The organism is Curtobacterium salicis, from assembly GCF_011759505.1.
Classification (GTDB): Bacteria; Actinomycetota; Actinomycetes; order Actinomycetales; family Microbacteriaceae; genus Curtobacterium; species Curtobacterium salicis.
On record NZ_JAAOYO010000002.1, the window covers coordinates 724,075 to 745,815 of the forward strand.

18 protein-coding genes are annotated in these 21,741 nt (G+C 70.8%); 8 read left to right on the forward strand and 10 right to left on the reverse strand.

Going from position 1 to position 21,741, the window contains the following annotated elements:
• Positions 1 to 25: 25 nt before the first annotated feature.
• The 8 genes from E9228_RS07745 to E9228_RS07780 form a co-directional block, all read right to left on the reverse strand.
• A complete protein-coding gene (locus E9228_RS07745; protein WP_166779977.1) occupies positions 26 to 562 on the reverse strand; it encodes a hypothetical protein in 537 nt (178 codons plus the stop codon).
• Between the two features lie 47 nt (positions 563 to 609).
• Complete coding sequence (locus E9228_RS07750) at positions 610 to 1,851, reverse strand: ATP-binding protein (protein WP_166779978.1); 1,242 nt, start codon at positions 1,849 to 1,851, stop codon at positions 610 to 612.
• Entirely contained in the window at positions 1,848 to 2,501 is a 654-nt protein-coding gene (locus E9228_RS07755; RefSeq protein ID WP_166779979.1) for a response regulator transcription factor, read from the reverse strand. The genes E9228_RS07750 and E9228_RS07755 overlap by 4 nt, the downstream gene beginning before the upstream one ends.
• 56 nt (positions 2,502 to 2,557) lie before the next feature.
• Positions 2,558 to 3,112, reverse strand: coding sequence for a DUF2231 domain-containing protein (locus tag E9228_RS07760; RefSeq protein WP_166779980.1), 555 nt, complete (start codon positions 3,110 to 3,112; stop codon positions 2,558 to 2,560).
• A 77-nt stretch (positions 3,113 to 3,189) separates the two neighbouring features.
• A complete protein-coding gene (locus tag E9228_RS07765; RefSeq protein WP_166779981.1) occupies positions 3,190 to 5,364 on the reverse strand; it encodes an ATP-dependent Clp protease ATP-binding subunit in 2,175 nt (724 codons plus the stop codon).
• A 75-nt stretch (positions 5,365 to 5,439) separates the two neighbouring features.
• A complete protein-coding gene (locus tag E9228_RS07770; protein ID WP_166779982.1) occupies positions 5,440 to 6,873 on the reverse strand; it encodes an MFS transporter in 1,434 nt (477 codons plus the stop codon).
• Positions 6,874 to 7,028: 155 nt separating this feature from the next.
• On the reverse strand, positions 7,029 to 7,310 hold the full coding sequence (tatA, locus tag E9228_RS07775) for a twin-arginine translocase TatA/TatE family subunit (protein WP_166779983.1): 282 nt from the start codon (positions 7,308 to 7,310) through the stop codon (positions 7,029 to 7,031).
• A 197-nt stretch (positions 7,311 to 7,507) separates the two neighbouring features.
• Entirely contained in the window at positions 7,508 to 10,195 is a 2,688-nt protein-coding gene (locus E9228_RS07780) for a glycoside hydrolase family 2 protein (RefSeq protein ID WP_166779984.1), read from the reverse strand.
• Positions 10,196 to 10,509: 314 nt separating this feature from the next.
• Here E9228_RS07780 and E9228_RS07785 point away from each other — a divergent pair, with 314 nt between their 5' ends.
• The 5 genes from E9228_RS07785 to E9228_RS07805 all read left to right on the forward strand — a co-directional run bounded on the left by E9228_RS07785 (position 10,510) and on the right by E9228_RS07805 (position 15,165).
• Entirely contained in the window at positions 10,510 to 10,932 is a 423-nt protein-coding gene (locus E9228_RS07785; RefSeq protein WP_166779985.1) for a pilus assembly protein CpaE, read from the forward strand.
• Positions 10,933 to 11,080: 148 nt separating this feature from the next.
• Positions 11,081 to 12,946, forward strand: coding sequence for a molecular chaperone DnaK (gene dnaK, locus E9228_RS07790; RefSeq protein ID WP_166779986.1), 1,866 nt, complete (start codon positions 11,081 to 11,083; stop codon positions 12,944 to 12,946).
• Positions 12,947 to 12,949: 3 nt separating this feature from the next.
• On the forward strand, positions 12,950 to 13,600 hold the full coding sequence (locus tag E9228_RS07795) for a nucleotide exchange factor GrpE (protein ID WP_166779987.1): 651 nt from the start codon (positions 12,950 to 12,952) through the stop codon (positions 13,598 to 13,600).
• Positions 13,601 to 13,630: 30 nt separating this feature from the next.
• A complete protein-coding gene (locus tag E9228_RS07800) occupies positions 13,631 to 14,638 on the forward strand; it encodes a DnaJ C-terminal domain-containing protein (RefSeq protein WP_166779988.1) in 1,008 nt (335 codons plus the stop codon).
• A 107-nt stretch (positions 14,639 to 14,745) separates the two neighbouring features.
• Positions 14,746 to 15,165, forward strand: a complete 420-nt coding sequence (locus tag E9228_RS07805) for a heat shock protein transcriptional repressor HspR (RefSeq protein WP_208385622.1) — start codon at positions 14,746 to 14,748, stop codon at positions 15,163 to 15,165.
• A 195-nt stretch (positions 15,166 to 15,360) separates the two neighbouring features.
• Here E9228_RS07805 and E9228_RS07810 read toward each other — a convergent pair whose 3' ends face one another.
• Complete coding sequence (locus tag E9228_RS07810) at positions 15,361 to 16,038, reverse strand: GntR family transcriptional regulator (protein WP_166779989.1); 678 nt, start codon at positions 16,036 to 16,038, stop codon at positions 15,361 to 15,363.
• A gap of 143 nt (positions 16,039 to 16,181) precedes the next feature.
• Between E9228_RS07810 and E9228_RS07815 the strand changes: the two genes are divergently transcribed.
• On the forward strand, positions 16,182 to 17,333 hold the full coding sequence (locus E9228_RS07815; protein WP_341849830.1) for a class I SAM-dependent methyltransferase: 1,152 nt from the start codon (positions 16,182 to 16,184) through the stop codon (positions 17,331 to 17,333).
• A gap of 70 nt (positions 17,334 to 17,403) precedes the next feature.
• Here the strand turns inward: E9228_RS07815 and E9228_RS07820 are convergent, their stop codons facing one another.
• On the reverse strand, positions 17,404 to 18,237 hold the full coding sequence (locus E9228_RS07820) for an aldo/keto reductase (protein WP_166780168.1): 834 nt from the start codon (positions 18,235 to 18,237) through the stop codon (positions 17,404 to 17,406).
• 195 nt (positions 18,238 to 18,432) lie between these two features.
• Here E9228_RS07820 and E9228_RS07825 point away from each other — a divergent pair, with 195 nt between their 5' ends.
• Together E9228_RS07825 and E9228_RS07830 are read left to right on the forward strand one after the other, a co-directional pair.
• Positions 18,433 to 21,222, forward strand: a complete 2,790-nt coding sequence (locus tag E9228_RS07825) for an Ig-like domain-containing protein (RefSeq protein WP_166779991.1) — start codon at positions 18,433 to 18,435, stop codon at positions 21,220 to 21,222.
• A gap of 95 nt (positions 21,223 to 21,317) precedes the next feature.
• On the forward strand, positions 21,318 to 21,731 hold the full coding sequence (locus E9228_RS07830) for a DUF3060 domain-containing protein (protein WP_166779992.1): 414 nt from the start codon (positions 21,318 to 21,320) through the stop codon (positions 21,729 to 21,731).
• Positions 21,732 to 21,741 lie beyond the last annotated feature (10 nt).

Sequence of the window (21,741 nt, forward strand, 5' to 3'; positions counted from 1 at the left end):
TGGCTGTGGCTGTGGCTGTGGGCGGTCATCCGGCGGTCTGGCTCCGGGTGTCCGGGGAGTACTTCCGGAGGCACTCGTCGGCGCGCTCCTGGAAGCCGTCCTCCAGCGCGCGGGGGTACTCCTCCGGTCCGAGTGCCAGGCCGCCGGGCTCCTGCTCGGGGTAGTCCGGGAACTCGTCCCGGATGCACGAGGCCACCCGGGCGTACTCCCGCGTCCACCTGTCCTTCTCGGCGGAGTCGATCTGCTCGATGCCCAGGTCCGAGGAGCACGCCGCGGCCGCGGTCCCGAAGGCCTGCTGGTGGCCACCCTGCGGAGCGAGGACGGTCCCTGAGCGCACCTGGTCGTCGCTCGGGTCCTCGACCGCGAAACCGGCGGCGCGCATGCAGGAGCCCCACTGCGCGCCGAGACCGGACGCGTCCGTGGCTCCGGCGGCCCGGCCGGCGGTCGATGCGTCGGATCCGGAACACCCGGTCAGGCCGGCGACGAGCAGGGCGGCGGTCGTGGCGGCGAGCAGCACCCGTGAGAGGCCTCGCATGTCGTGGTTCAGTGTCGTGTTCTGCATGACCCCAGGACACCGGAGTCCGTGTTTCGCGAGCCGTACCCGGCAGGTCACATCGGCGAAACACCCACCGGCGGAACACGCACCGCGACGACCAGGCCGCCGCCGGCCCGCGGAGCCAGGGTCACCTGCCAGCCGTGGGCCTGCGCGACGGCCTCGACGATGGACAGCCCGAGGCCGCTGTGCCGCCGTCCGGACGGTCTCGGACCGCCCGGACTGCCAGGACCACCGGGGCCGGCGTCCGCAGCGACGGCCCGTCGGAACGGCTGCGTCAACGTCGCCACGACCGCGGCGTCGAGCTCCGGCCCGGTGTTGTCGACGCGGACCACGCAGCCGCCGGCGTCGCCCTCGACCGCGACGCCGACGACGCCACCAGGCACGTTGTACTCGATCGCGTTGTCGAGCAGGTTCCGCAGCAGCTGGCGGGTGAGGACGGGCTCGCACCGGAGCCGCACCGGGTCGGCACCGGTCGAGCTCCGCACACGGACGCCGGCCCCGTGCGCGGTCGACGCCGTCCCTGCCACGGCCTCGTCGACGAGTGCGCGGAGGTCAACGTCGCTCGTCCGCCCGTCGAGTCCGCGTTCGGCCTCGGCCAGGACGAGCAACGACTCCACGAGGTGCTCCGTCCGCCGGTTCTGCTCGAGGAGTTCCGCCCGGGCTGCGGCGAGGTCCCGCCCGTCGGCGTCGTCCTGCAGACCGATCTGGATCGTCGCCCGCTGGACCGCCAGCGGGGTCCGGAGTTCGTGGGACGCCTGCGCGACGAACCGCCGCTGACTGGCGAACGCCGTGTCGAGCCGGTCGAGCAGACCGTCGATCGTCCGCGACAGCCGGCGGAGTTCGTCGTCGGGCCCGGCGAGCGCGATCCGCTCGTGCAGGGTCGAGGCGGAGATCCGTTCGGCCGTCGCGGCGATCCGGTCGAGCGGCGCGAGCATCCGTCGGCTCAGCAGCCACCCGGTACCCCCGGCGACCACGCCGGCTACGGCGATGCCGAGTGCCGACCACTGCCACTGCAGCGCGGCGACGGCCGACACCACGGCCACGCGGCCGACCTCGGACGTCCCCCCGACGTCGGGCGCATCCGCGGAGCGACGGTCCGGCGCGGCGGACGGTTCCGTTGCCGGTCCGGCCGCCGGGGTCACCGCCACCCGCCCGTCCCCGTCGCCGACGACGAGCTCCGTGATCGCATGCTGGGACCCCAGCGTGACGAACACGATCGCCGCCGCGGTCAGCGCCATCGACGTCAGTGCGAACGCCAGGGCCGTGCGGGTCCGGAGGCTCCAGCCCCGTCTCACAGCGCGTACCCCTGGCCGGGGACGGTCCGGATCGGGTCCGGCGAGCCGAGCTTCCGTCGCAGCTTCGACATCGTCACCCGGACTGCGGTCGTGAACGGGTCGACGTTCATGTCCCAGACCTTCTCGAGCAGTTCCTCCGCCGAGACGACGCGGCCGTCCGCCCGGAGGAGCACCTCGAGGACGCCGAGCTCCTTCGCGGTCAGGTCGAGCGGCCGGCCGTCGCGTGTCGCCATGCGCCGGTTCGTGTCGACGACCAGTCCGTCGCGTCCGAGGACGGGCGCGACCGGGGCCACCGCGCGACGCCCGAGTGCCCGCACGCGCGCGACGAGTTCCGGGTACTCGAACGGCTTCGTGAGGTAGTCGTCCGCGCCGAGTTCGAGTCCGTTGACCCGGTCGGTGAGCGACGTGGCGGCGGTCAGCAGCAGGATCCGGGTCGACGAGCCGCGGGCGGAGAGCCGTCGGGCGACCTCGTCCCCGTGCAGGCCGGGCAGGTCGCGGTCGAGCACCACCACGTCGTAGTCGTTGACGCTCAGCAGCTCGTCGGCCGAGTCGCCGCGGTAGGCGACGTCGACCGCCATCTCCTGCCGTCGCAACCCCCGCACCACCAGGTCCGCGAGGGGTCGTTCATCATCCACCACCAGTACACGCATGCATCCAGTGCATGTGATGTACCAGTGGATCGGCTGGGAACGTCAGCCGAGGGCGGTCACTTGTCGAACGGCACCTCGCCGGCCTGGCTGACACCGGCGCGCTGGCGGTAGGCGAGGTGGCCACCGAGGTACCCGCCGACGCTGACGACGCTCAGACCGGCGAAGGCCAGGAGCTTGCCGGACGCCTGGTTCCCGCGCTTCCGCTGCAGCCAGGACAGCCCGTACAGGCTGATGCCGACCCAGTTCACGGCCTGGTGCACCCACCCGGTGCGGAGCTGTTCGCGGTTCAGCTCGGACCAGTCGACGTACCCGGCGACGCTCGCGCTGCCCGCCGAGACGAGACCGACTCCGATGAGGGTCTTGGCGGCCTTCCGGTTGCCCTTGCCACCGATCAGGTCCAGGACCGCGGCGGAGATCCAGGCGCCGAGTGGCACCTGCACCATGAGCGGGTGGATCGGGTGGCCGAACGGCACCCCGTGGAGCAGTTGCCGCACGGCCCGCGGGCGGGCGAACGCGTTGACGACCTTCCGGTCGAGGTCGACGGCTGCATCGAGCACGCTGGCGTGCTCGATGGCTTCGGTCACGCGGCTCAGGGCCTTGATCTCGGGCATGTCGCCGACGGTAGCCGGGAGGCCCGTGGCCGGTCCCCAGGAACCGGCCACGGGCCTCCCGGTCGGCGACCTCCGGACTACTCCTCGACCAGCTCACCCTCGGCGACCTCGAACGGCTCGACGGTCAGCGACTGCCCGTCGCCCGCGACATCGACCCGCACCGTGTCACCGTCCCGCACGTCCCCGGCCAGGATCGCCCGGGCCAGCTGGTCGTCGATCTGCCGCTGCATGAGCCGACGGAGCGGACGCGCACCGTAGGCGGGGTCGTAGCCGCGCTCGGCGAGCCAGGCTCGGGCGTCGGGCGTGACCGCCAGGTCGAGGCGCCGCCCGGACAGCCGTCGCGCCAGACGGTCGACGTACAGCGAGACGATCTGACCGAGGTCGTCCGGGCTGAGCGCCTGGAACACGACCATGTCGTCGAGCCGGTTGAGGAACTCCGGCCGGAACGCCTGCTGGACGAGTTCCCGGACGCCGGTCTCTCGCTGCTCGGGGGTCAGCGCGGGGTCGGTGAGGAACTGCGAGCCGAGGTTCGAGGTGAGCACCAGGATCGTGTTCCGGAAGTCCACGGTCCGGCCCTGCCCGTCCGTCAGTCGCCCGTCGTCGAGGACCTGCAGCAGGACGTCGAACACCTCGGGGTGGGCCTTCTCGATCTCGTCGAGCAGGATGACCGAGTACGGCCGACGCCGGACGGCCTCGGTGAGCTGCCCGCCGGCCTCGTACCCGACGTAGCCCGGAGGGGCACCGATCAGCCGGGCGACGGAGTGCTTCTCGCCGTACTCGCTCATGTCGATGCGGACGAGGGCCTTCTCGTCGTCGAACAGGAACTCGGCGAGCGCCTTCGCCAGCTCGGTCTTGCCGACGCCGGTGGGCCCGAGGAACAGGAACGAGCCGGTCGGCCGGTCCGGGTCGGAGATGCCGGCGCGGGTGCGACGGACGGCTTCCGAGACCGCGGTGACGGCGGTGCGCTGCCCGATGATCCGGCGGCCGAGTTCGCTCTCGAGGTGCAGGAGCTTCTCGGTCTCGCCCTGCAGCAGTCGCCCGACGGGGATGCCGGTCCACTGCGCGATGACGGCGGCGATGTCCTCGTCGGTGACGCTGTCGTTCACCATGCGGTCGGCCGACCCGGCCTGTTCGGCGGCGGCGAGCTCGGCCTCGATGCGGGGCTTCTCGCCGTACTCCAGCCGGGACACGGTCTCGTAGTCGGCTTCTCGCTGGGCACGCTGCGAACGCATGTTGAGCTCGTCGAGCTGCTGCTTCAGCTCACCGATGCGGTTCAGGGACGCGCGCTCGGCCTGCCAGCGGGTCTCGAGCTCGCCGAGCCGTTCCTCGCGGGACTGCAGCTCGGCGCGGAGCGTCGACAGGCGGGCCTTCGACGCGTCGTCCTTCTCCTGCTTCAGCGCGAACTCCTCGACGCGCAGCCGGTCGACGCTGCGCTTGAGCTCGTCGATCTCGACGGGGCTGGAGTCGATCTCCATGCGGAGTCGGCTGGCGGCCTCGTCGATGAGGTCGATGGCCTTGTCGGGCAGCTGCCGGCCGGAGATGTAGCGGTCGGACAGCGCCGACGCGGCGACCAGGGCGGAGTCGTTGATCGTCACCTTGTGGTGCGCCTCGTAGCGCTCCTTGAGGCCGCGGAGGATCGCGATGGTGTCCTCGACGCTCGGCTCGCCGACGTACACCTGCTGGAAGCGTCGTTCGAGGGCGGCGTCCTTCTCGATGTACTCGCGGTACTCGTCGAGGGTCGTCGCACCGATGAGCCGGAGTTCACCGCGGGCGAGCATCGGCTTGAGCATGTTCGACGCGGCCACGGACCCTTCGCCGCCGCCGGCACCCATCAGGGTGTGCAGCTCGTCGATGAAGGTGATGACCTGGCCGTCGGAGTCGTCGATCTCCTTGAGGACGGCCTTCAGCCGCTCCTCGAACTCGCCGCGGTACTTGGCGCCGGCGATGAGCGCGGACATGTCGAGCGAGACGAGCCGCTTGTCCTTGAGGGAGTCCGCGACGTCCCCGGCGACGATGCGCTGGGCGAGCCCCTCGACGACGGCGGTCTTGCCGACACCGGGCTCGCCGATGAGCACGGGGTTGTTCTTGGTGCGGCGGGTGAGCACCTGGGACACCCGTCGGATCTCGGCGTCGCGGCCGATCACCGGGTCGAGCTTGCCGCTGCGGGCGACCGCGGTGAGGTCGACGCCGTACTGCTCGAGGGCGGTCTTCTGCTTCTCCTGCGAGTCAGGTGCGCCCTGGAGGTTCGCCATGCGTTGTCCTTTCCGTTGCGTCGGTCGTGTGGTCACGAAGTCATCGGACTCACATTGAGTCCGTCTGGCTCAACTTTACAACGGGCTGGTTTCTTCCGCTTCCGGTGATCGTACGTTCACGATGCCGATGGCACTCACCACGGCGCCGGCCAGGAGCAGGACCGCCATCACCACCATCGCCCGGTGGACGCCGGCGACGCTCACCTCACCACCGAGGACGACGCCGGCGAGTGCGACCGTCACCAGGCCGGCGATCCGGGCGACCGCGTTGTTCACCGCGGACCCGACCCCGGCCTCCTGCTGCGGCACCGAACCGAGCACCGCGCTCGTCAGCGGGGAGACCATGAGGGTGATCCCGAACCCGACGAGCACCAGCCCGGGGAGCACACCGGTCCAGTAGCCACTCGGGTCCTCGCCGACCGTGAGCATGAGGAGCGCACCGACGGCGGCCACCGCGGGGCCCGCGGCCATGAACCACCGCGGCCCGAACCGACCGGCCAGTCCCCCGACGGTCGTCGAGAGCAGCAGGAGCACCACGGTCGGCGGCAGCGTCGCGAGCCCCGCCACCCAGGCCGGGAAGGACCAGACCTCCTGCAGGAAGAGCGTGACGACGAAGAAGACCATCCCGAGGGCGCCGTAGATCGACAGCGTCGCGAGGTTGCCGACCGCGAAGTTCCGGACCCGGAAGAGCGCGAGCGGCACGAGCGGCGACCCGGAGGCCCGCGTCACCCGGAGCTCCCACGGCACGAAGGCGACGAGGGCCAGCGCACCGACGACCAGCGCCGCGACGACGACCGGCGCCCCCCAGCCCAGGCGCTCCTGCTCGATCAGCCCGAGCACCACCCCGCCGACCCCGACGACGGCGAGGACCGCCCCGACGACGTCGACCCGCGGCCGGTCCCCCGCCACGACGTCGCCCGAGATCCGCCGGACCAGCGGGATCGTCACCGCGATCGGCACCGCGGTGACGACGAAGATCCACCGCCACCCGATGCCGTCCACGATCAGTCCGCCCACGACGGGGCCGAGGATCGACGCGGCACTCGACCACGCCGTCCACGTGCCGATCGCCTTCGCCTGCACGGCTCCGCGGAACGCCGCCACGATGAGGGCGAGCGCGCTCGGGGTGACGAGCGCCCCGCCGACGCCCTGGAACGCCCGGGCGACGATGAGCACCTCGCCGGTGGGGGCGATCGCACACACGACGGAGGCGATCCCGAACACGACGAGGCCCCACGTGATGATGCGCACCCGGCCGAACAGGTCCGACAGCGAGCCGGCGACGAGGATCAGCGACCCGAGGGTCACGAGGTACGCGTCGACCGTCCACTGCTGCACGACGAGCCCGCCGCCGAGCTCGGTCCGGATGGCGGGCAACGCGACGTTGACGACGCTGGAGTCCAGACCGACCACGAACGAGGACAGGATCGCGACCACGAGCACGAGTCGGCGGTCGTCGTGGAGGGGTGCCGTGCCTCCCGGCCGGTCGGCGGCGGGGGCAGACGTCATGCTGCCATCATGCGCCGCGTGCGGACGGCGTGGTGGCGGAGGTGGTGGCGGACCGTAGGACGACGACAGCCCCCGTGCCGTCTGCGCGATGGCAGATGCAGGAGGGCTGTCGGTCCCGGGGCCGGGATGCCGATGGGTCGGCGGTCTGAGGGGCCTTACTGGGCGCGCGAGTCGTTGTTCGGCGGGACCGAGGGTCCGGGGTTCACGACCGGCTGCTGGACCGGAGCGGCCTGCTGGGCGGTCGCACCGTAGGACGTCGTGTCGGTGACGTCCGGCGTCGTCGGCTTCTTGCGGTCGTCGCTGTCCATCTCCTTCTTGAAGATGTTGATCGACTGGCCGAGGCCCTTCGCGAGTGCCGGCAGCTTCGTCGCACCGAACAGCAGCAGCACGATGCCCAGGATGATCACCAGGTGGAGTCCGGTGAGGCCTTGCAACATGATGACTCCTTCGGTACTGGGACTGGTCGCCGTTCGATCAGGCTGCTGATCGTGCGGCCCGGTCGTCGTCGACCGGTTCGGCGGTGTCCCGCTCTCCGTCCATGCTAACTCCCGGGGGCGGAGAAACCCAGACGGGCGACCCAACGGACACCGTTCGCCCAGGGTCACCGGGCGGGACCTGCCCGCCGACGGTCAGGTCAGTCGGCGAGCACGCGGTCGAGCGTCCAGAGCACCGGCGCCGCCGTCAGCGCAGCCGCATCGGCTTCGCTGACACCCGTCACGCGGTACTCGACCCGCTCGCCGGGCAGCAGGGTCATGAACCCCCGGTCGACGGCACCCGTCGGGGACACCCGGTCGGGCTGCACGAGCAGGTCCCGGACGAGCGAGTCCGCCTCGACGACCATCCGGACCCCGGAACGGTCCGCCTCGTCCGACACGGTGACGCGGTAGTGCGCGGGCTGCCAGCGCATGTCCTGGTCCGGGGCCGGGGTCCAGACGGCGCGACGCCAGTCCATGTCCGCGACGACGAGTTCACCGCGTTCGTCCGAGACGACCCCGACGGAGGCCGGCAGGGGCACCACGGCGACCCCGGGGCCGTCGAGGACCACCGGCAGGTACTCCTCGGCCAGGATCTGCCCGGCGAGGTCGATGCGACGCACCCGCACCACGGAGTCGATGCCGTTCCGTGCCGAGCGGACCGCGACCTCGATCGGCGAGACAGCCCCGTCCGCATCCTGCGACAGCGCGTCCGGCGACTGCCCGTCCTGCGGCTGCGCGTCCGGCGACTGCGCGACCGGCAGCTGCGCGGTCGGCGGGTGCGCGCCTCCCGTCGGGTCCTCGCGCTCCGTGTCAGGCGCGACCGGCGTGACCGTGGTGCCCACGGTCGAGACCGGCCGGACCGCCACCAGGACGTCGTCGTACAGCCGGCGCAACTCGTGCGCCAGCGGCTTGCGGCGCCCGGCGGAATCGATCGCGGACCACGACGACACCGGCCACAGGTCGTTCAGCTGCCACACGACGACACCGGTGTTGCGCGGCCAGTGCGTCCGCCAGTGCTCGACGCCGGTCGCGATCGCGCGCGCCTGCTGCAGCTGCGTCAGCCAGTGCCAGCGGTCGAAGTCGGTGTCCCAGCCGTCGCCGAACCGGGGCTCCAGACCACGGGCGAGCTTGGCCATGCCGTCGTCGGCCTTCTGGTGGTGCACCACCCCCGGCGAGGTCGGCGTCATCGGGTCGTCGGTCACGGCCTCGCGGAGGGTCCGCCACGCGGGCGGCGCCTGCCAGCCGAACTCCGACACGAAGCGCGGCACCGAGTCCCGGTAGTGCTCGTCGGACACCCGGTTCCAGACGTCCCACGAGTGGTGCGTCTCGTGGTCGACGTCGTTGGGTGCCAGCGACTCGGCGCCCGACCACGGTGACGCCACCGTGTAGAAGCGGGACGGGTCGACGGCGTCCACGATCGTCGGCAGCAGGTCGAGGTAGTAGTCGAGCCCCCAGCCGCGGTCGCCGAGCTCCTCGCCCCAGCCGTCGGCGTCGTGCAGCCAGATGTTCTCGTTGTTGCCGTTCCACACCACCAGGGAGGGGTGCCGGGCCAACCGGCCGACGTTGTCCCGCGCCTCGGCGATGACCTCGCTGCGGATCGGCTCGATCTCCGGGTAGGCGGCGCAGGCGAACAGGAAGTCCTGCCAGACCAGCAGCCCGAGCTCGTCGCAGCGCTGGTAGAAGTCGTGCGACTCGTAGACGCCACCGCCCCAGACCCGCACCAGGTTCGTGTTGAGCGCGACGGCGGCGTCGAGCCGCTCGGCGTAGCGCTCCTTCGTGACCCGGGACACGATCACGTCGTCCGGGATCCAGTTCACGCCGCGCACGTCGATCAGCGCGCTGTTCACCCGGATCGCGAACGGCCGGCCGATCGAGTCCTCGGCCGTGTCCACGACCACCGAGCGGAAGCCGGTCCGGAAGGTCGTGCGGTCGAGGACGTCGCCGTCGACCGTCTGCAGGTGCACCTCGACGTCGTACAGCGGCTGCGGGCCGTAGCCGCGCGGCCACCACAGTTCGGCGTCCGGGATCCGGACCGTCACGACGGCCTCGTCCTCCTTCGGCGTCACGTTGACGCGCGAGCGCTGCTTCGTCCCGTGGCCGGACACGGTGACCACGAGCACGAGGTCGTCGTCCTCGCCGTCCTGGTCCAGGTCGTTCATGCCGGATCGCTCGAAGGCGATGTGGGCGTCGAGCACGCCCTCGCCCGCCTCGACGTCGACGAGCGGACGGACGTCCCGCAGTCGGGCGGTCGACCAGCGCTCGATCGCGACCGGACGCCAGGGTCCGCTCGTGACGGCGGTCAGGCCCCAGTCCCAGCCGAAGTTCGACGCGGACTTCCGGATGTAGGGGAACGGCTCGTCGTAGGGCCCGGGCATCGTGCCGGCTCGGGCGGCGACCCGTTCGGCCTCGCGGTACGGCGACTCGAACAGGACCTCGAGCTCGCGGTCGGTGCTCGCGTTCGTCCCGTCGGTCATGTCGAGCAGGTCGAAGCGGTAGCGGCGGTGCATGTTCCGGGTCGTGCCCACCTGGACGCCGTCGAGGGTCAGGGTCGCGACGGTGTCGAGTCCGTCGCACACCAGGTCGACCCGCTCGAAGCCGCGCGGGTCGATGTCGACGGTCCGCCGGTAGACCCAGTCAGTCTGTCCGACCCACGCGGTCGCGGGCTCGTTGCGGTCGAACGCCGGGTCCGGCAACAGCCCCTCGCGCTCCAGGTCGATGTGCACCTGGCCGGGGACCGTCGCGGTGAGCGTCCGGCCGCGCAGGGCGTCCGGCAGGTCGGCACGCGCGCCCTCCTCGGCCGCGGACACGGTCCAGTCGTCGCGGAGTTCCTCGCGTTCGAGGGTCATGCGGGTCCTTCTCTGCTGGCGGATCGGTCCGCGTCGACCACGGCCCGACGGCGTCGTCCGACCCGCCGCCGCCTCGTCGGCCACGGCCGGGAGGCACGGCACCGGTCGCCCGGGGTCGTCACGTCGCGCACGCGGACCGGCGGGCGATCGCACGTGGGGATGCTCGGTGATGCTAGTACGGCTGCCCTGCGCCCAGGTCCGAGGCACGGGCGCGCGATCCGGCGGGCGCGAGTTCCGGCGGCCGCGAGGTGCGCGGGTGACGCCGCCACGTGCCTCCCGGCCGGTCCCGACCTCCGAGTGCCAGGCTGGAGCGCATGATCAGCGTCGAACTCGCCCGGTCCCTGCGTGACGCCGGACTCCGCTGGCACCCGGACACCGGCGATCGCTTCGTCATCGACAAGCCGGGCGTCGAGGAGGACGTCTACACGGTCTCGGAGATGACCGTCGAACGGCACGACCACCCGACCGGCACCGTGCTCGGGTTCAACGGGACGACGGAGTGGGCGCTCGACTCGGTCACGGCCGAGGAGTCGCTCTGGCTCCCGCGTGAGGACCAGCTGCGCGAGCTCCTCGGTCCCGCGTTCGTCGGCCTGACCCGGACGACGTCGGCCGCCGGGGACGTCGTGCACACGGTCACCGCCCGGATCGACGACGTCGAACGGTCCTTCGCCGCGGCGGATGCAGCGATGGCGTACGGGGCGGCCCTGGCGGCGTACATCACCGCGGCGCTGGACTGAGGCGTCGCTCCGGCCGGTCCCGGTGACTTGAGTCGATCCGGCGCAACTCCTGGCCCACCCACCTTGACGTCCAGCCGAGGCGGAGTAGAGTTGAGTCCATCGGACGCAAGTCCGAGCAGACTTTGCTCCACTACCGAAAGGGAGTCCCATGGGACGCGCAGTAGGAATCGACCTCGGAACCACCAACTCGGTCGTCGCCGTGCTCGAGGGTGGCGAGCCCACCGTCATCGCCAACGCCGAGGGCCTCCGGACGACCCCGTCCATCGTCGCCTTCACGAAGGACGGCGAAGTCCTGGTCGGCGAGACCGCCAAGCGCCAGGCCGTGACGAACGTCGACCGCACCATCGCCTCGGTCAAGCGCCACATCGGCACCGACTGGACGACCGACATCGACGGCAAGAAGTACACGCCGCAGGAGATCTCGGCCCGTACCCTCGGCAAGCTCAAGCGCGACGCCGAGCAGTACCTCGGTGAAGACGTCACCGACGCGGTCATCACCGTCCCGGCGTACTTCAACGACGCCGAGCGCCAGGCCACGAAGGACGCCGGTGAGATCGCCGGCCTCAACGTCCTCCGCATCATCAACGAGCCGACCGCCGCAGCACTGGCGTACGGCCTCGACAAGGGCAAGGAAGACGAGCTCATCCTGGTCTTCGACCTCGGTGGCGGCACGTTCGACGTCTCCCTGCTCGAGGTGGGCAAGGACGACGACTTCTCCACCATCCAGGTCCGCGCGACCTCCGGCGACAACCGCCTCGGCGGCGACGACTGGGACCAGCGCATCGTCGACCACCTGGTGAAGAAGTTCAAGGCCGACCACGGTGTCGACCTGTCCACGGACAAGATCGCGAAGCAGCGCCTCAAGGAAGCCGCCGAGCAGGCGAAGAAGGAGCTGTCGAGCCAGCTCAGCGCCAACATCCAGCTGCCCTACCTCACGCTCACCAGCGAGGGCCCGCTGAACCTCGACGAGACCATCTCGCGCGCACAGTTCGAGCAGATGACCTCCGACCTGCTCGACCGCACCAAGAAGCCCTTCAACGACGTCATCAAGGAAGCGGGCGTGTCCGTCAACGACATCGCGCACGTGGTCCTCGTCGGCGGCTCGACCCGTATGCCCGCCGTGGCCGAGGTCGTCAAGTCGCTGACCGGTGGCAAGTCCCCGAACCAGGGTGTCAACCCGGACGAGGTCGTCGCCGTCGGTGCCGCACTGCAGGCCGGTGTCCTCAAGGGCGAGCGCAAGGACGTCCTGCTCATCGACGTCACCCCGCTCTCGCTCGGCATCGAGACCAAGGGCGGCCTGATGACGAAGCTCATCGACCGCAACACCGCGATCCCGACCAAGCGCAGCGAGACCTTCACCACCGCCGACTCGAACCAGCCGTCGGTCGCGATCCAGGTCTTCCAGGGCGAGCGCGAGTTCACCCGCGACAACAAGCCGCTCGGCACCTTCGAGCTCACCGGCATCGCCCCGGCACCCGCGGGCATCCCGCAGATCGAGGTCACGTTCGACATCGACGCCAACGGCATCGTGCACGTGTCCGCGAAGGACAAGGGCACCGGCAAGGAGCAGTCGATGGTCATCTCCGGCGGCTCGTCGCTGCCGAAGGAGGACATCGAGCGCATGGTCCGCGAAGCCGAGGAGCACGCGGCCGAGGACAAGGCCCGTCGCGAAGCCAGCGAGCGTCGCAACCAGGCCGAGCAGCTCGCCTACTCGATCGAGAAGCTCATCAAGGAGAACGACGAGAAGCTCCCCGCGGACGTCAAGTCCGAGGTGCAGGCCGATGTCGACGCGCTGAAGTCGGCCCTCGCGGGTGACGACGACGACGCGGTGAAGACCGCGTTCGACAAGCTCAACGAGTCGCAGGGCAAGATCGGCCAGGCCATCTACGCCCAGGACCAGTCCGCTGCCGCAGCCGGTCCGGACGCCGGTGCCGAGGGCCAGACCGCCGGTGACGACGAGGACATCGTCGACGCCGAGGTCGTGGACGACGAGGACGACAAGGACAAGAAGTAACCGATGGCTGACCCGAACAACGACAACGTCGACGACGCCCAGGACCCGCAGGTCGAGGGCGACGCCACGAACGCGACCGAGCCCGACGACCTGATCGAGGCCGAGGGTCCCGACGTCGAGGTCCCGGTCGACGGTCCCGCCGCCGGTGGCCCCGCCGACGACCTCAGCCCGGAGGACGAGGCCCTGCTCGCCGATGCCGCGTCCGGCATCGCCGAGGACCGGCTCTCGCCGTCCGACCGCGACCTGGTCGCCGAGATGCGGACGGACATGCTCCGTGCGCAGGCCGAGCTCGTGAACTTCCGGAAGCGCGTCGAGCGCGACCGGGACGCCAACCGCGAGGTCGTCATCGCCGAGGTCGTCCGGGCCCTGCTCCCCGCCCTCGACGACCTGAACCGTGCCGAGGCGCACGGTGACCTGACCGACGGACCGATGCACGTCATCGCGCAGAAGATCCGCGGCGGGTTCGACCGGTTCAAGCTCGTGCAGATCGGTGAGAAGGGCGAGTCCTTCGACCCCAACGTGCACGAGGCCATCGTCCAGCTGCCCACGCCGGGCGCCACCAGCCAGACCGTGGCGGACGTCGTGGAGCCGGGCTACAAGCTCGGCGACCGCGTCATCCGTGCCGCCAAGGTCGCGGTGGCGGTCCCGGCCTGAGCGCCGACGACGGAAGAAGGGAGGTGAGCCGTGGCCAGTCAGGACTGGTTCGACAAGGACTTCTACGCCGTGCTCGGTGTGTCGAAGGACGCATCCGAAGCTGAGCTCAAGAAGACGTACCGGAAGCTCGCGCGGCAGTACCACCCGGACTCCAACCCGGGTGACGCAGCCGCCGAGTCGAAGTTCAAGGAGATCAGCGAGGCGTACTCGGTGCTCTCCGACAAGGAGCAGCGCGCCGAGTACGACCAGGTGCGTGCCATGGGCTCCGGCGCCCGCTTCACCGCGGGTGGCCCGGGCGGCCAGGGCGGCTTCGAGGACGTCTTCGGCGGCATGTTCGGCGGCGGCCAGGGCGGCGGCGGACAGCGCGTCCGCTTCGGTCAGGGCGGCGGCGGTGGTGCCGGCGGCTTCGAGGACATCCTCGGCGGCATGTTCGGCGGCGGTGGCTTCGGCCAGAACACCGGCGGCTTCCGCGGCTTCGGCGGTCCGACGAAGGGGCGCGACGTCACCGCGACGACGACCCTGGACTTCGCCACCGCGATCGCCGGCGACACCGTCAAGCTCGCGCAGGGCAACGGTCGTCAGGTGAACGTCCGCATCCCCGCGGGCGTCGCCGACGGCCAGAAGATCCGGCTGCGTGGGCGCGGTGAGCCGAGCCCCGACGGCGGTGACGCCGGTGACCTCGTGGTCACCGTCACCGTCCGGAAGCACCCGGTGTTCGAGCGTGACGGGCTCAACCTGCGGATCGACGTCCCCGTGACGTTCGTCGAGGCGGCACTCGGCGCGACGATCGAGGTCCCGACGCTCGGCGGTCCGACCGTCAAGCTGCGGGTCGCCCCGGGCACGCCGTCCGGACGTGTCCTGCGTGTCAAGGGCCGCGGGGTCACGACCAAGAACGGCACCGGCGACCTGCTCGCCACCGTCCAGGTCGCGGTCCCGTCCCACCTGTCGGACAAGGCCCGCGAGGCGCTCGACGCCCTCGCGGCGGCCCTGCCCGACGAGGACCCCCGCGAGGACCTCCTCGCCAAGGCGCGCGGCTAGCCGCGCGCCCCACACGGCCGGGAGGCTCGGTGCGGCTCCGTCAGGAACCGGCACCGCGCCTCCCGGTCGCCCCCATCCCACGCCACACCCGACGGAAGGAGCGCCCGATGGCCGATCTGGACGAGCACTCCCCCGTCTTCGCGATCGCGGTCGCCGCAGAGCTGGCGGAGATGCACCCGCAGACGCTCCGGCAGTACGACCGCCTCGGGCTCGTCGTCCCCGGTCGGACCCGCGGCGGCTCCCGCCGGTACTCGATGCGGGACATCACGCAGTTGCGGGAGATCGCCCGCCTCGGCTCCGAGGGCGTGTCCCTCGAGGGCATCCGCCGCGTGCTCGACCTCGAGAACGAGAACACGCTGCTGCGCGCTCGTGTCCGGGACCTGGAGCGCGCCCTCGCCGACCAGCTCATCAGCCGGCCGGGCGCCCGGGTCTTCGCGGCGACCGCGACCGGTGCCGCCGTCTCCCTCCGCGCGGGCGCACGACCGCAGCGCAACAACGCGGTCGTGCTCTACCGCCCGCAGCGCTGACGCCGCCCGCCGCACACATCGCCGGCTCAGGGGGCCGAGTCGTCGAACAGGGCGTCGAAGTCCCCGCCAGCGGCGCTGCAGGTGGGCGGTGGTCGGAGCCGGTCGTCGCCAGCGGTCGCCGGCGCCCCGGACGCCGCGGCCCGGTGACGCCGTGCCTGCCGTCGGAGGTGCGCGAGCACGTCCCGGACACACCGCTCACACATGCGCGGGTCCGACGTCCTCCGGTCCCGCGTGGTCGGGGTCCGGGAGCAGGTGCGCGGACCACGTCGCCCGCTCCGCCAGACGGCCGTCGCGCAGGTCGACCGCGACCCGCAGGGCGACGATGCCCGTCCGGATGTCCTGCCACGGCAGGGCGGCCTCGAGCTCGCGGTGCCGCAGCCGGAACGTCAGCCCGTCGAGGGCGCCCCGCAGCGCCGCGGTCAACATCGGGTTCCGGCACTCCTCGATGAACGTGCGGTAGATCGGCGTCGCCGCGTCGGCCGAGGGTTGCCAGGACGGCGCTTCGAGACAGTCGAGCAGGAGCCCCAGCCGCCGGAAGACCGCGCTCCGACTCCGGTCGCCGAGTCGCGGCACCGTCACCCGCACGACGCCACCGAACAACAGTCCGAGTGCCTGCAGGGCCGGGACGACGTCCTCCCGCGCCGGGACCGCGACCCGCGTGTACCGGTTCGCGCGGAGTTCGACGAGCCCCAGGTGCGCCAGGTCCGCCAGGGCTTCGCGCACCGGCGTGCGCGAGCACCCGAGACGAGCGGCCAGCTCCTGGTCGTCCAACCGCTCACCCGGGCAGAGGGACCCGCGCATGATCTCGCTGCGGAGTCGGTCGCGCGCGATGTCGCGCAGCAGTGGCCTGGTCTCGGAAGGCTGAGCGAACATCGGCCCCTCTCGCTGCTCCGCTGGGGTCCGGACGATCCGGACGTCCTCCGAGCGTAGGGTCCGTGTCGCGGCCTGTCGCGTGTGACATACCACTGCGGATGGCCGTGCGCCTCCGGCCCAGCCCGCCCGGCTACCCTCAGCAGGTGCCGTCATTCGACTTCGCGGACCACTTCCGCCGCTCCCCCGCCGACCGCGGTCCGGACCTGATGACCATCGACGGCACGGACCGGTTCCTGCTCGACGAGGCACCCCACGTGCACAGCGACGCCCTCCGCCAGCCCGGCGAGGTCGCGGTCGTCGACGACCGGTACGGCGTGCTGACGCTCGGGCTCCTGGCGTTGCACGGTGCCGACGGCGTCCGCGTCGTGCAGGACTCCCTGACGAGCGAACGCGCCCTCGGCGCCGCCGCCGGGACCTTCGGACGCCGCGGGTTCACGCATGCCCGGTCCCTCGAGGACGCCTTCCGGGACGTCCGGCTCGTGCTGCTCCGCCTGCCGAAGTCGCACGACCGGCTCGACGAGATCGCACGGGCCGTCGCACGCTGGGCCGCCCCCGACGTGGTACTCCTCTGCGGTGGCGTGAACAAGCACATGACGCTGTCCCAGAACGATGTCCTGCGCCGGTACTTCGGCGACGTCACGGCATCCCGCGGCCGGGGCAAGAGCCGACTGCTCGTCGCGCAGGACCCCCTCGCCGCCGCCGCTGCCCGCGCTGCCGTCACCGCGCCGTGGCCCCGACGGGTGCACCTCGACGAGCTCGGCATGACCATCGTCGCGCACGGTGGGGTGTTCGCCGGCGCCTCGCTCGACCTCGGCACGCGGGTGCTGCTCGAGGCGATGGACGACGCGGTGCCCACCGCCCGGACCGCGGTCGACCTCGGCAGCGGCAACGGCGTCATCGCCGTCGAGCTCGCCCGTCGACGACCGGCGATCCGGGTCATCGCGACCGACGTCACCTCGACCGCGGTCGCCTCGACCACCGCGACCGCCGAGGTGAACAGCGTCGCCGATCGGGTCCGGGTCCTCCGCAGTGACGCCGGCGACGAGATCGACTCCGGCAGCGCCCAGCTCGCGCTCTGCAACCCGCCGTTCCACGAGGGCACGACGGTGAGCACCGACGCGGCCGAGGCGATGTTCCGGAACGCGGCCACGATCCTCCAGGCCGGCGGGGAACTGTGGTGCGTCTGGAACTCGCACCTGCGCTACCGGCCGGTGCTCGAGCGCCTGGTGGGGCCGACCCGACAGGTCGTGCGCACCGCGAAGTTCACGGTGACCGCCTCGGTCGCTCGCGGCTGAGCACCGCACCACCACGACGACGACGCCCCCGCACCGGATCGGTGCGGGGGCGTCGTCGTGACGGATCGGACTACGCCGGGACGTAGTCGAACGTGTCGGGGTCCGGGCCGGTGCGGTGGCCCTTGTCGAGGGTCGTGATGTCCGTCATGTCCTCGTCGGAGAGCTCGAAGTCGAAGATCGCGAAGTTCTCCTCGACGCGCGAGCGGGTGACCGACTTCGGGAAGACGACGTCACCGCGCTGGATGTGCCAGCGGAGGACGACCTGCGCCGGGGTCTTGCCCGTGGCGCCGGCGATGCGGACGATCGTCTCGTCGTCGAGGACCAGACCCTGCGCGATCGGGGACCAGGCCTCGGTCACGATGCCGTGCTCGCGGCCGTAGGCGCGGAGCTCCTCCTGCGCGAGGTACGGGTGCACCTCGATCTGGTTGACGGCCGGGGTGACGGTCGTCTCCGCAGCGAGGCGGTTGAGGTGGTGCGCCTGGAAGTTGCTCACACCGATGCTGCGGCTGGTGCCGGCGTGGTAGAGCTCCTCGAGCGCCTTCCAGGTCGGGACGAAGTCGCTGACGGTCGGCAGCGGCCAGTGGATGAGGAACAGGTCGGTGTAGCCACCGAGCAGGTCGGCCGACTTCTTGCCGTTCTCGGCAGCCGCCTCCGGGGCGTGGAAGCCGTTGTTGAGCTTCGAGGTGACGAAGATCTCCTCACGCGGGATGCCGGACTCGGCGATCGCCTCGCCGACCTCTTTCTCGTTGCCGTACATCTCGGCGGTGTCGATGTGGCGGTAGCCGACCTCGAGCGCGGTCAGGGTGGCGGCCTTCGTCTCCGAGGGGTCGATCTGGAAGACGCCGAAGCCGAGCTGGGGGATCGTGCGGCCGTCGTTGAGCGTGATGTTCGGAACGGTAGTCATGGTGTCCATCCAACTCCTCGGTCCTCAGCGAGCGCTCCGGGAGCTCCCAGCGGGCCGTCGGCGGCACATCTGCGTCATGCCGTATTCGTATGTGGTATATTTGTTGCTCGCCGCATTGCCGCGGCTCGTTCCGCTCCCGGACCGCGTTCTCGCGCAGCCCGGGACGTCCCATCACGAACAGAGAGACACACACGGATGTCCAAGAAGAACACCGTCGCGAAGCTGGGCGCTGGCGTCCTGGCCGCGGCGACCGTCATGAGCGGGTTGAGTTTCGGCGTCATGCCGGCCGGCGCCGCGACCGAGACGCAGGCGTCGTCGGCGCATCAGTACGAGGTCGGCGATAAGGGGGCAACACTCCAGCTCATCGCGAAGACCGACAGCGGCTACAGCTACCTGGCCGACGCGACTCCCGCCGATGAGGTCAGGGGCAACAGGTCGGCCGACACGCTCGAAGAAGCCAAGCAGAACGCAGCCGTCCTCACGGCGCACTTCAGCAAGACAGTGGACGGTCGGGACTACTGGCAGCTTCGTACCACTTCTCCAGAAGCAGGTCCGAAGTGCCTCCTTGTCGGGATCATCGACGGAACGCCCGTGACGTCGCTCAACCGGTGCAGCACCAACCCGTGGTTCGACTTCACTGCAGAAAAGGGCACGATCCGGGCACGACAAGGAGTCTCGTACGGAGTCTATGTGACGTCCGACCTCAACTGGACAAGGAGGGGTACGTTCTTCTCGAACGAGAGCTCTGCTCCTGAAGACAACACGTTCGTCGGGATGCCGACAACCCTTGAAGGCCTGACCGCCGACGTGCAGGACGTCAACGTCGAGGCCGGGACAGCGCGGCTCGACGGCGTCGCAACGAGCGAAACGACCAGCGTCGACATCTCCTACACCGACAAGAACAAGCGCGACCGCGTCTTCACGGCCGACGCGGCTGACGGCAAGTGGACGCATCAGCTGACCGACCTCGCGCTCGGCAAGACGACGGTGCACCTCACCGCCTACAACGGCGCAGAGACCGTCGCCGAGAACGACATCGAGGTCGACCTGCCCGTCACCCCGCTCACGGTGGACGCGCAGTTGTCGACCACGAACGTCGCGATGGACGCCGAGCTCGTCGGCACTGCGACCCGCGACACCACGGTCAACGCGTGGGACGGTGACCGGAAGGTCGCCTCGGGCATGAGCAAGGACGACGGCTCGTTCCGGATGGAGGTCGACGCGCCTAATCGCGCCGGCGACTGGGACCTCCGCGTGACGCAGGAGATCCGCAAGGAGCAGGCCACCGAGCAGGCCGTCACGATCGGGTACGGCGAGGGTGTCTCCATCGCCAGCCCCGCGGACGGCTCCGAACTCGACCCCGGCAGCCGGCTCGTCGTCTCGGGCAAGGCCCAGGCCGGATCGATCGTGCAGGTCTACGAGCGCGACAAGCCGAAGGTCGTCCTGGGGCAGATGACCGCGACGAACGGGTACCGGATCACGCTGAACGGCCTGGAGGACCGCGAGTACGACCTGGTGGTGAGCGCGCTCTCGAAGGGCAACAACGTCACCACCGCCGAGGTGACGATCAACCCGGGCAAGTCGGACGTGACCGCCCCGACCGCGACGGTGTCGTTCGACGAGGACGACCTCTCCGCGAAGGCCACCGTGTCGGGTACCGGTGCTGCCGGCGCCACGATCACGGTGAAGGACGAGCACGGCAAGACCCTCGGCACCACGACGGTCTCCGGCACCACGGGGACCGGCAACTGGTCCCTGCCGATCGACCCGATCGGCCCCGGCAAGCACACCCTGACGATCGAGCAGACCGGCATCGAGGGGACGCAGACCGCCACCGCGGAGGCCGACTTCGGCGCAGCGGTGTCCTTGCACGACGCCGGGACGTTCGCCAACGGCTCGATGGACGTCACCGGCACCTCGTCGGAGGGCGCGCAGGTGTCGATCACGACCGGCGGCAAGACCATTGACACCTTCGAGGTCACGAACGAGGACGGCACCTTCGCCCGCACGCTCGAGGGTCTCGGGTCCGGTGCGATCCAGCTCACCGCGACCGCGAAGTCGAAGGGTGGTCTGGTCACCTCCGACTCCCTGACGGCGGAGTCCCCGGTGAAGGTCGAGGACCTCACCGTCGCATCCCACGTCCGCGGCGGCACCTTCGTCCCCGGCCCGCAGACCTTCACCGGTCACGCGACCGCGGGAACCACCGTCACCCTGAACCCCTTCGGGTTCGAGGACAAGTACGCGGCCTACAACCTGACCACCACGACCGACCAGTTCGGCGAGTGGACGATCACCCGCGGACTCTCGGACACCCCCTACAAGCTGATCTCCTTCAAGCAGACCGCGCAGCGCGGTGTCGTGAACGAGATCCTCGACTACAACCTCAAGCCGTTCAAGGAGATCGGCGAGCCGGGCGACCTGCAGTTCACCAACTTCAAGGCCGGTGACTTCTTCAACCCGGGCGACCAGGTCTTCACGGGCCGGGCCACCCCGGGCGCCACGGTCACGCTGAACCCCTTCGGCTTCGACCCGCGCTACGCCGCCTACGACCTCACCACCACCGCCGACCTCACGACCGGCGCGTGGGAGATCCGTCGAGGCCTCGCCGACACGGTCTACCGCGAGCTCGCGGTGAAGCAGGACCCGGCGACCGACGGCAAGGTCAACAAGATCGAGCACGTCACGGTCGCCGCGAACGGCTGGGTCGGCGCTCCGGCGAACCTGGTCCTGAAGACCCCGGGCAACACCTTCACCCCGGGCGAGCAGACCTTCTCCGGCACCGCCACGGCAGGCACGACCGTCACGCTCTACCCCTTCGGCGACGACAAGTACGCCGAGATCAAGATGACCACCAAGGTCGACGCCACCGGCAAGTGGGAGATCAAGCGGAACCTGGGCAACCAGGTCTTCCCGACCGTGATCACCCAGACCGAACAGGACGGCAAGGTCAACCGCGTCACGCACACGATGACCCCCGCCTCCTAGCGCCCATCCGCCGGACCGCCGGCACGGTGGCGGCGAGCCGCAACACGCTCGCCGCCACCCCTCCCTCTGTCTCGACCCGCTCAGAAGGGCACCCCATGCGATCCCGAACCATCGCCGCGGTCATCGCCGTCGGCGTCAGCGCGACACTGCTCGCCGGCTGCTCGAGCACCTCGCCGAAGCCGGAACCCACCGCGACGAAGTCCATCGCGGCCCCCGACGGCCAGACCCCGGCCCCCTACGAGAACGCCTGTGACGGCAAGCAGGCCGTCCTCAGCGGCGACGGCACGAAGCACGAACTCCCGAAGGGCTGCGACGCGGTGTCGGTCGTCAGCTCCGGCAGCACGATCACGCTCGGGGCCACGAAGTCGATCGTGGTCGAGGGCAGCAACAACGACATCACCGTCGAGTCCACGGACGACGTCACCCTCATGGGCAGCAACAACAAGGTCCACGTCGAGGGCGACAAGCCCGAGGTCAACGACACGGGGACGGGCAACACCGTCCAGTAGCCGACACATC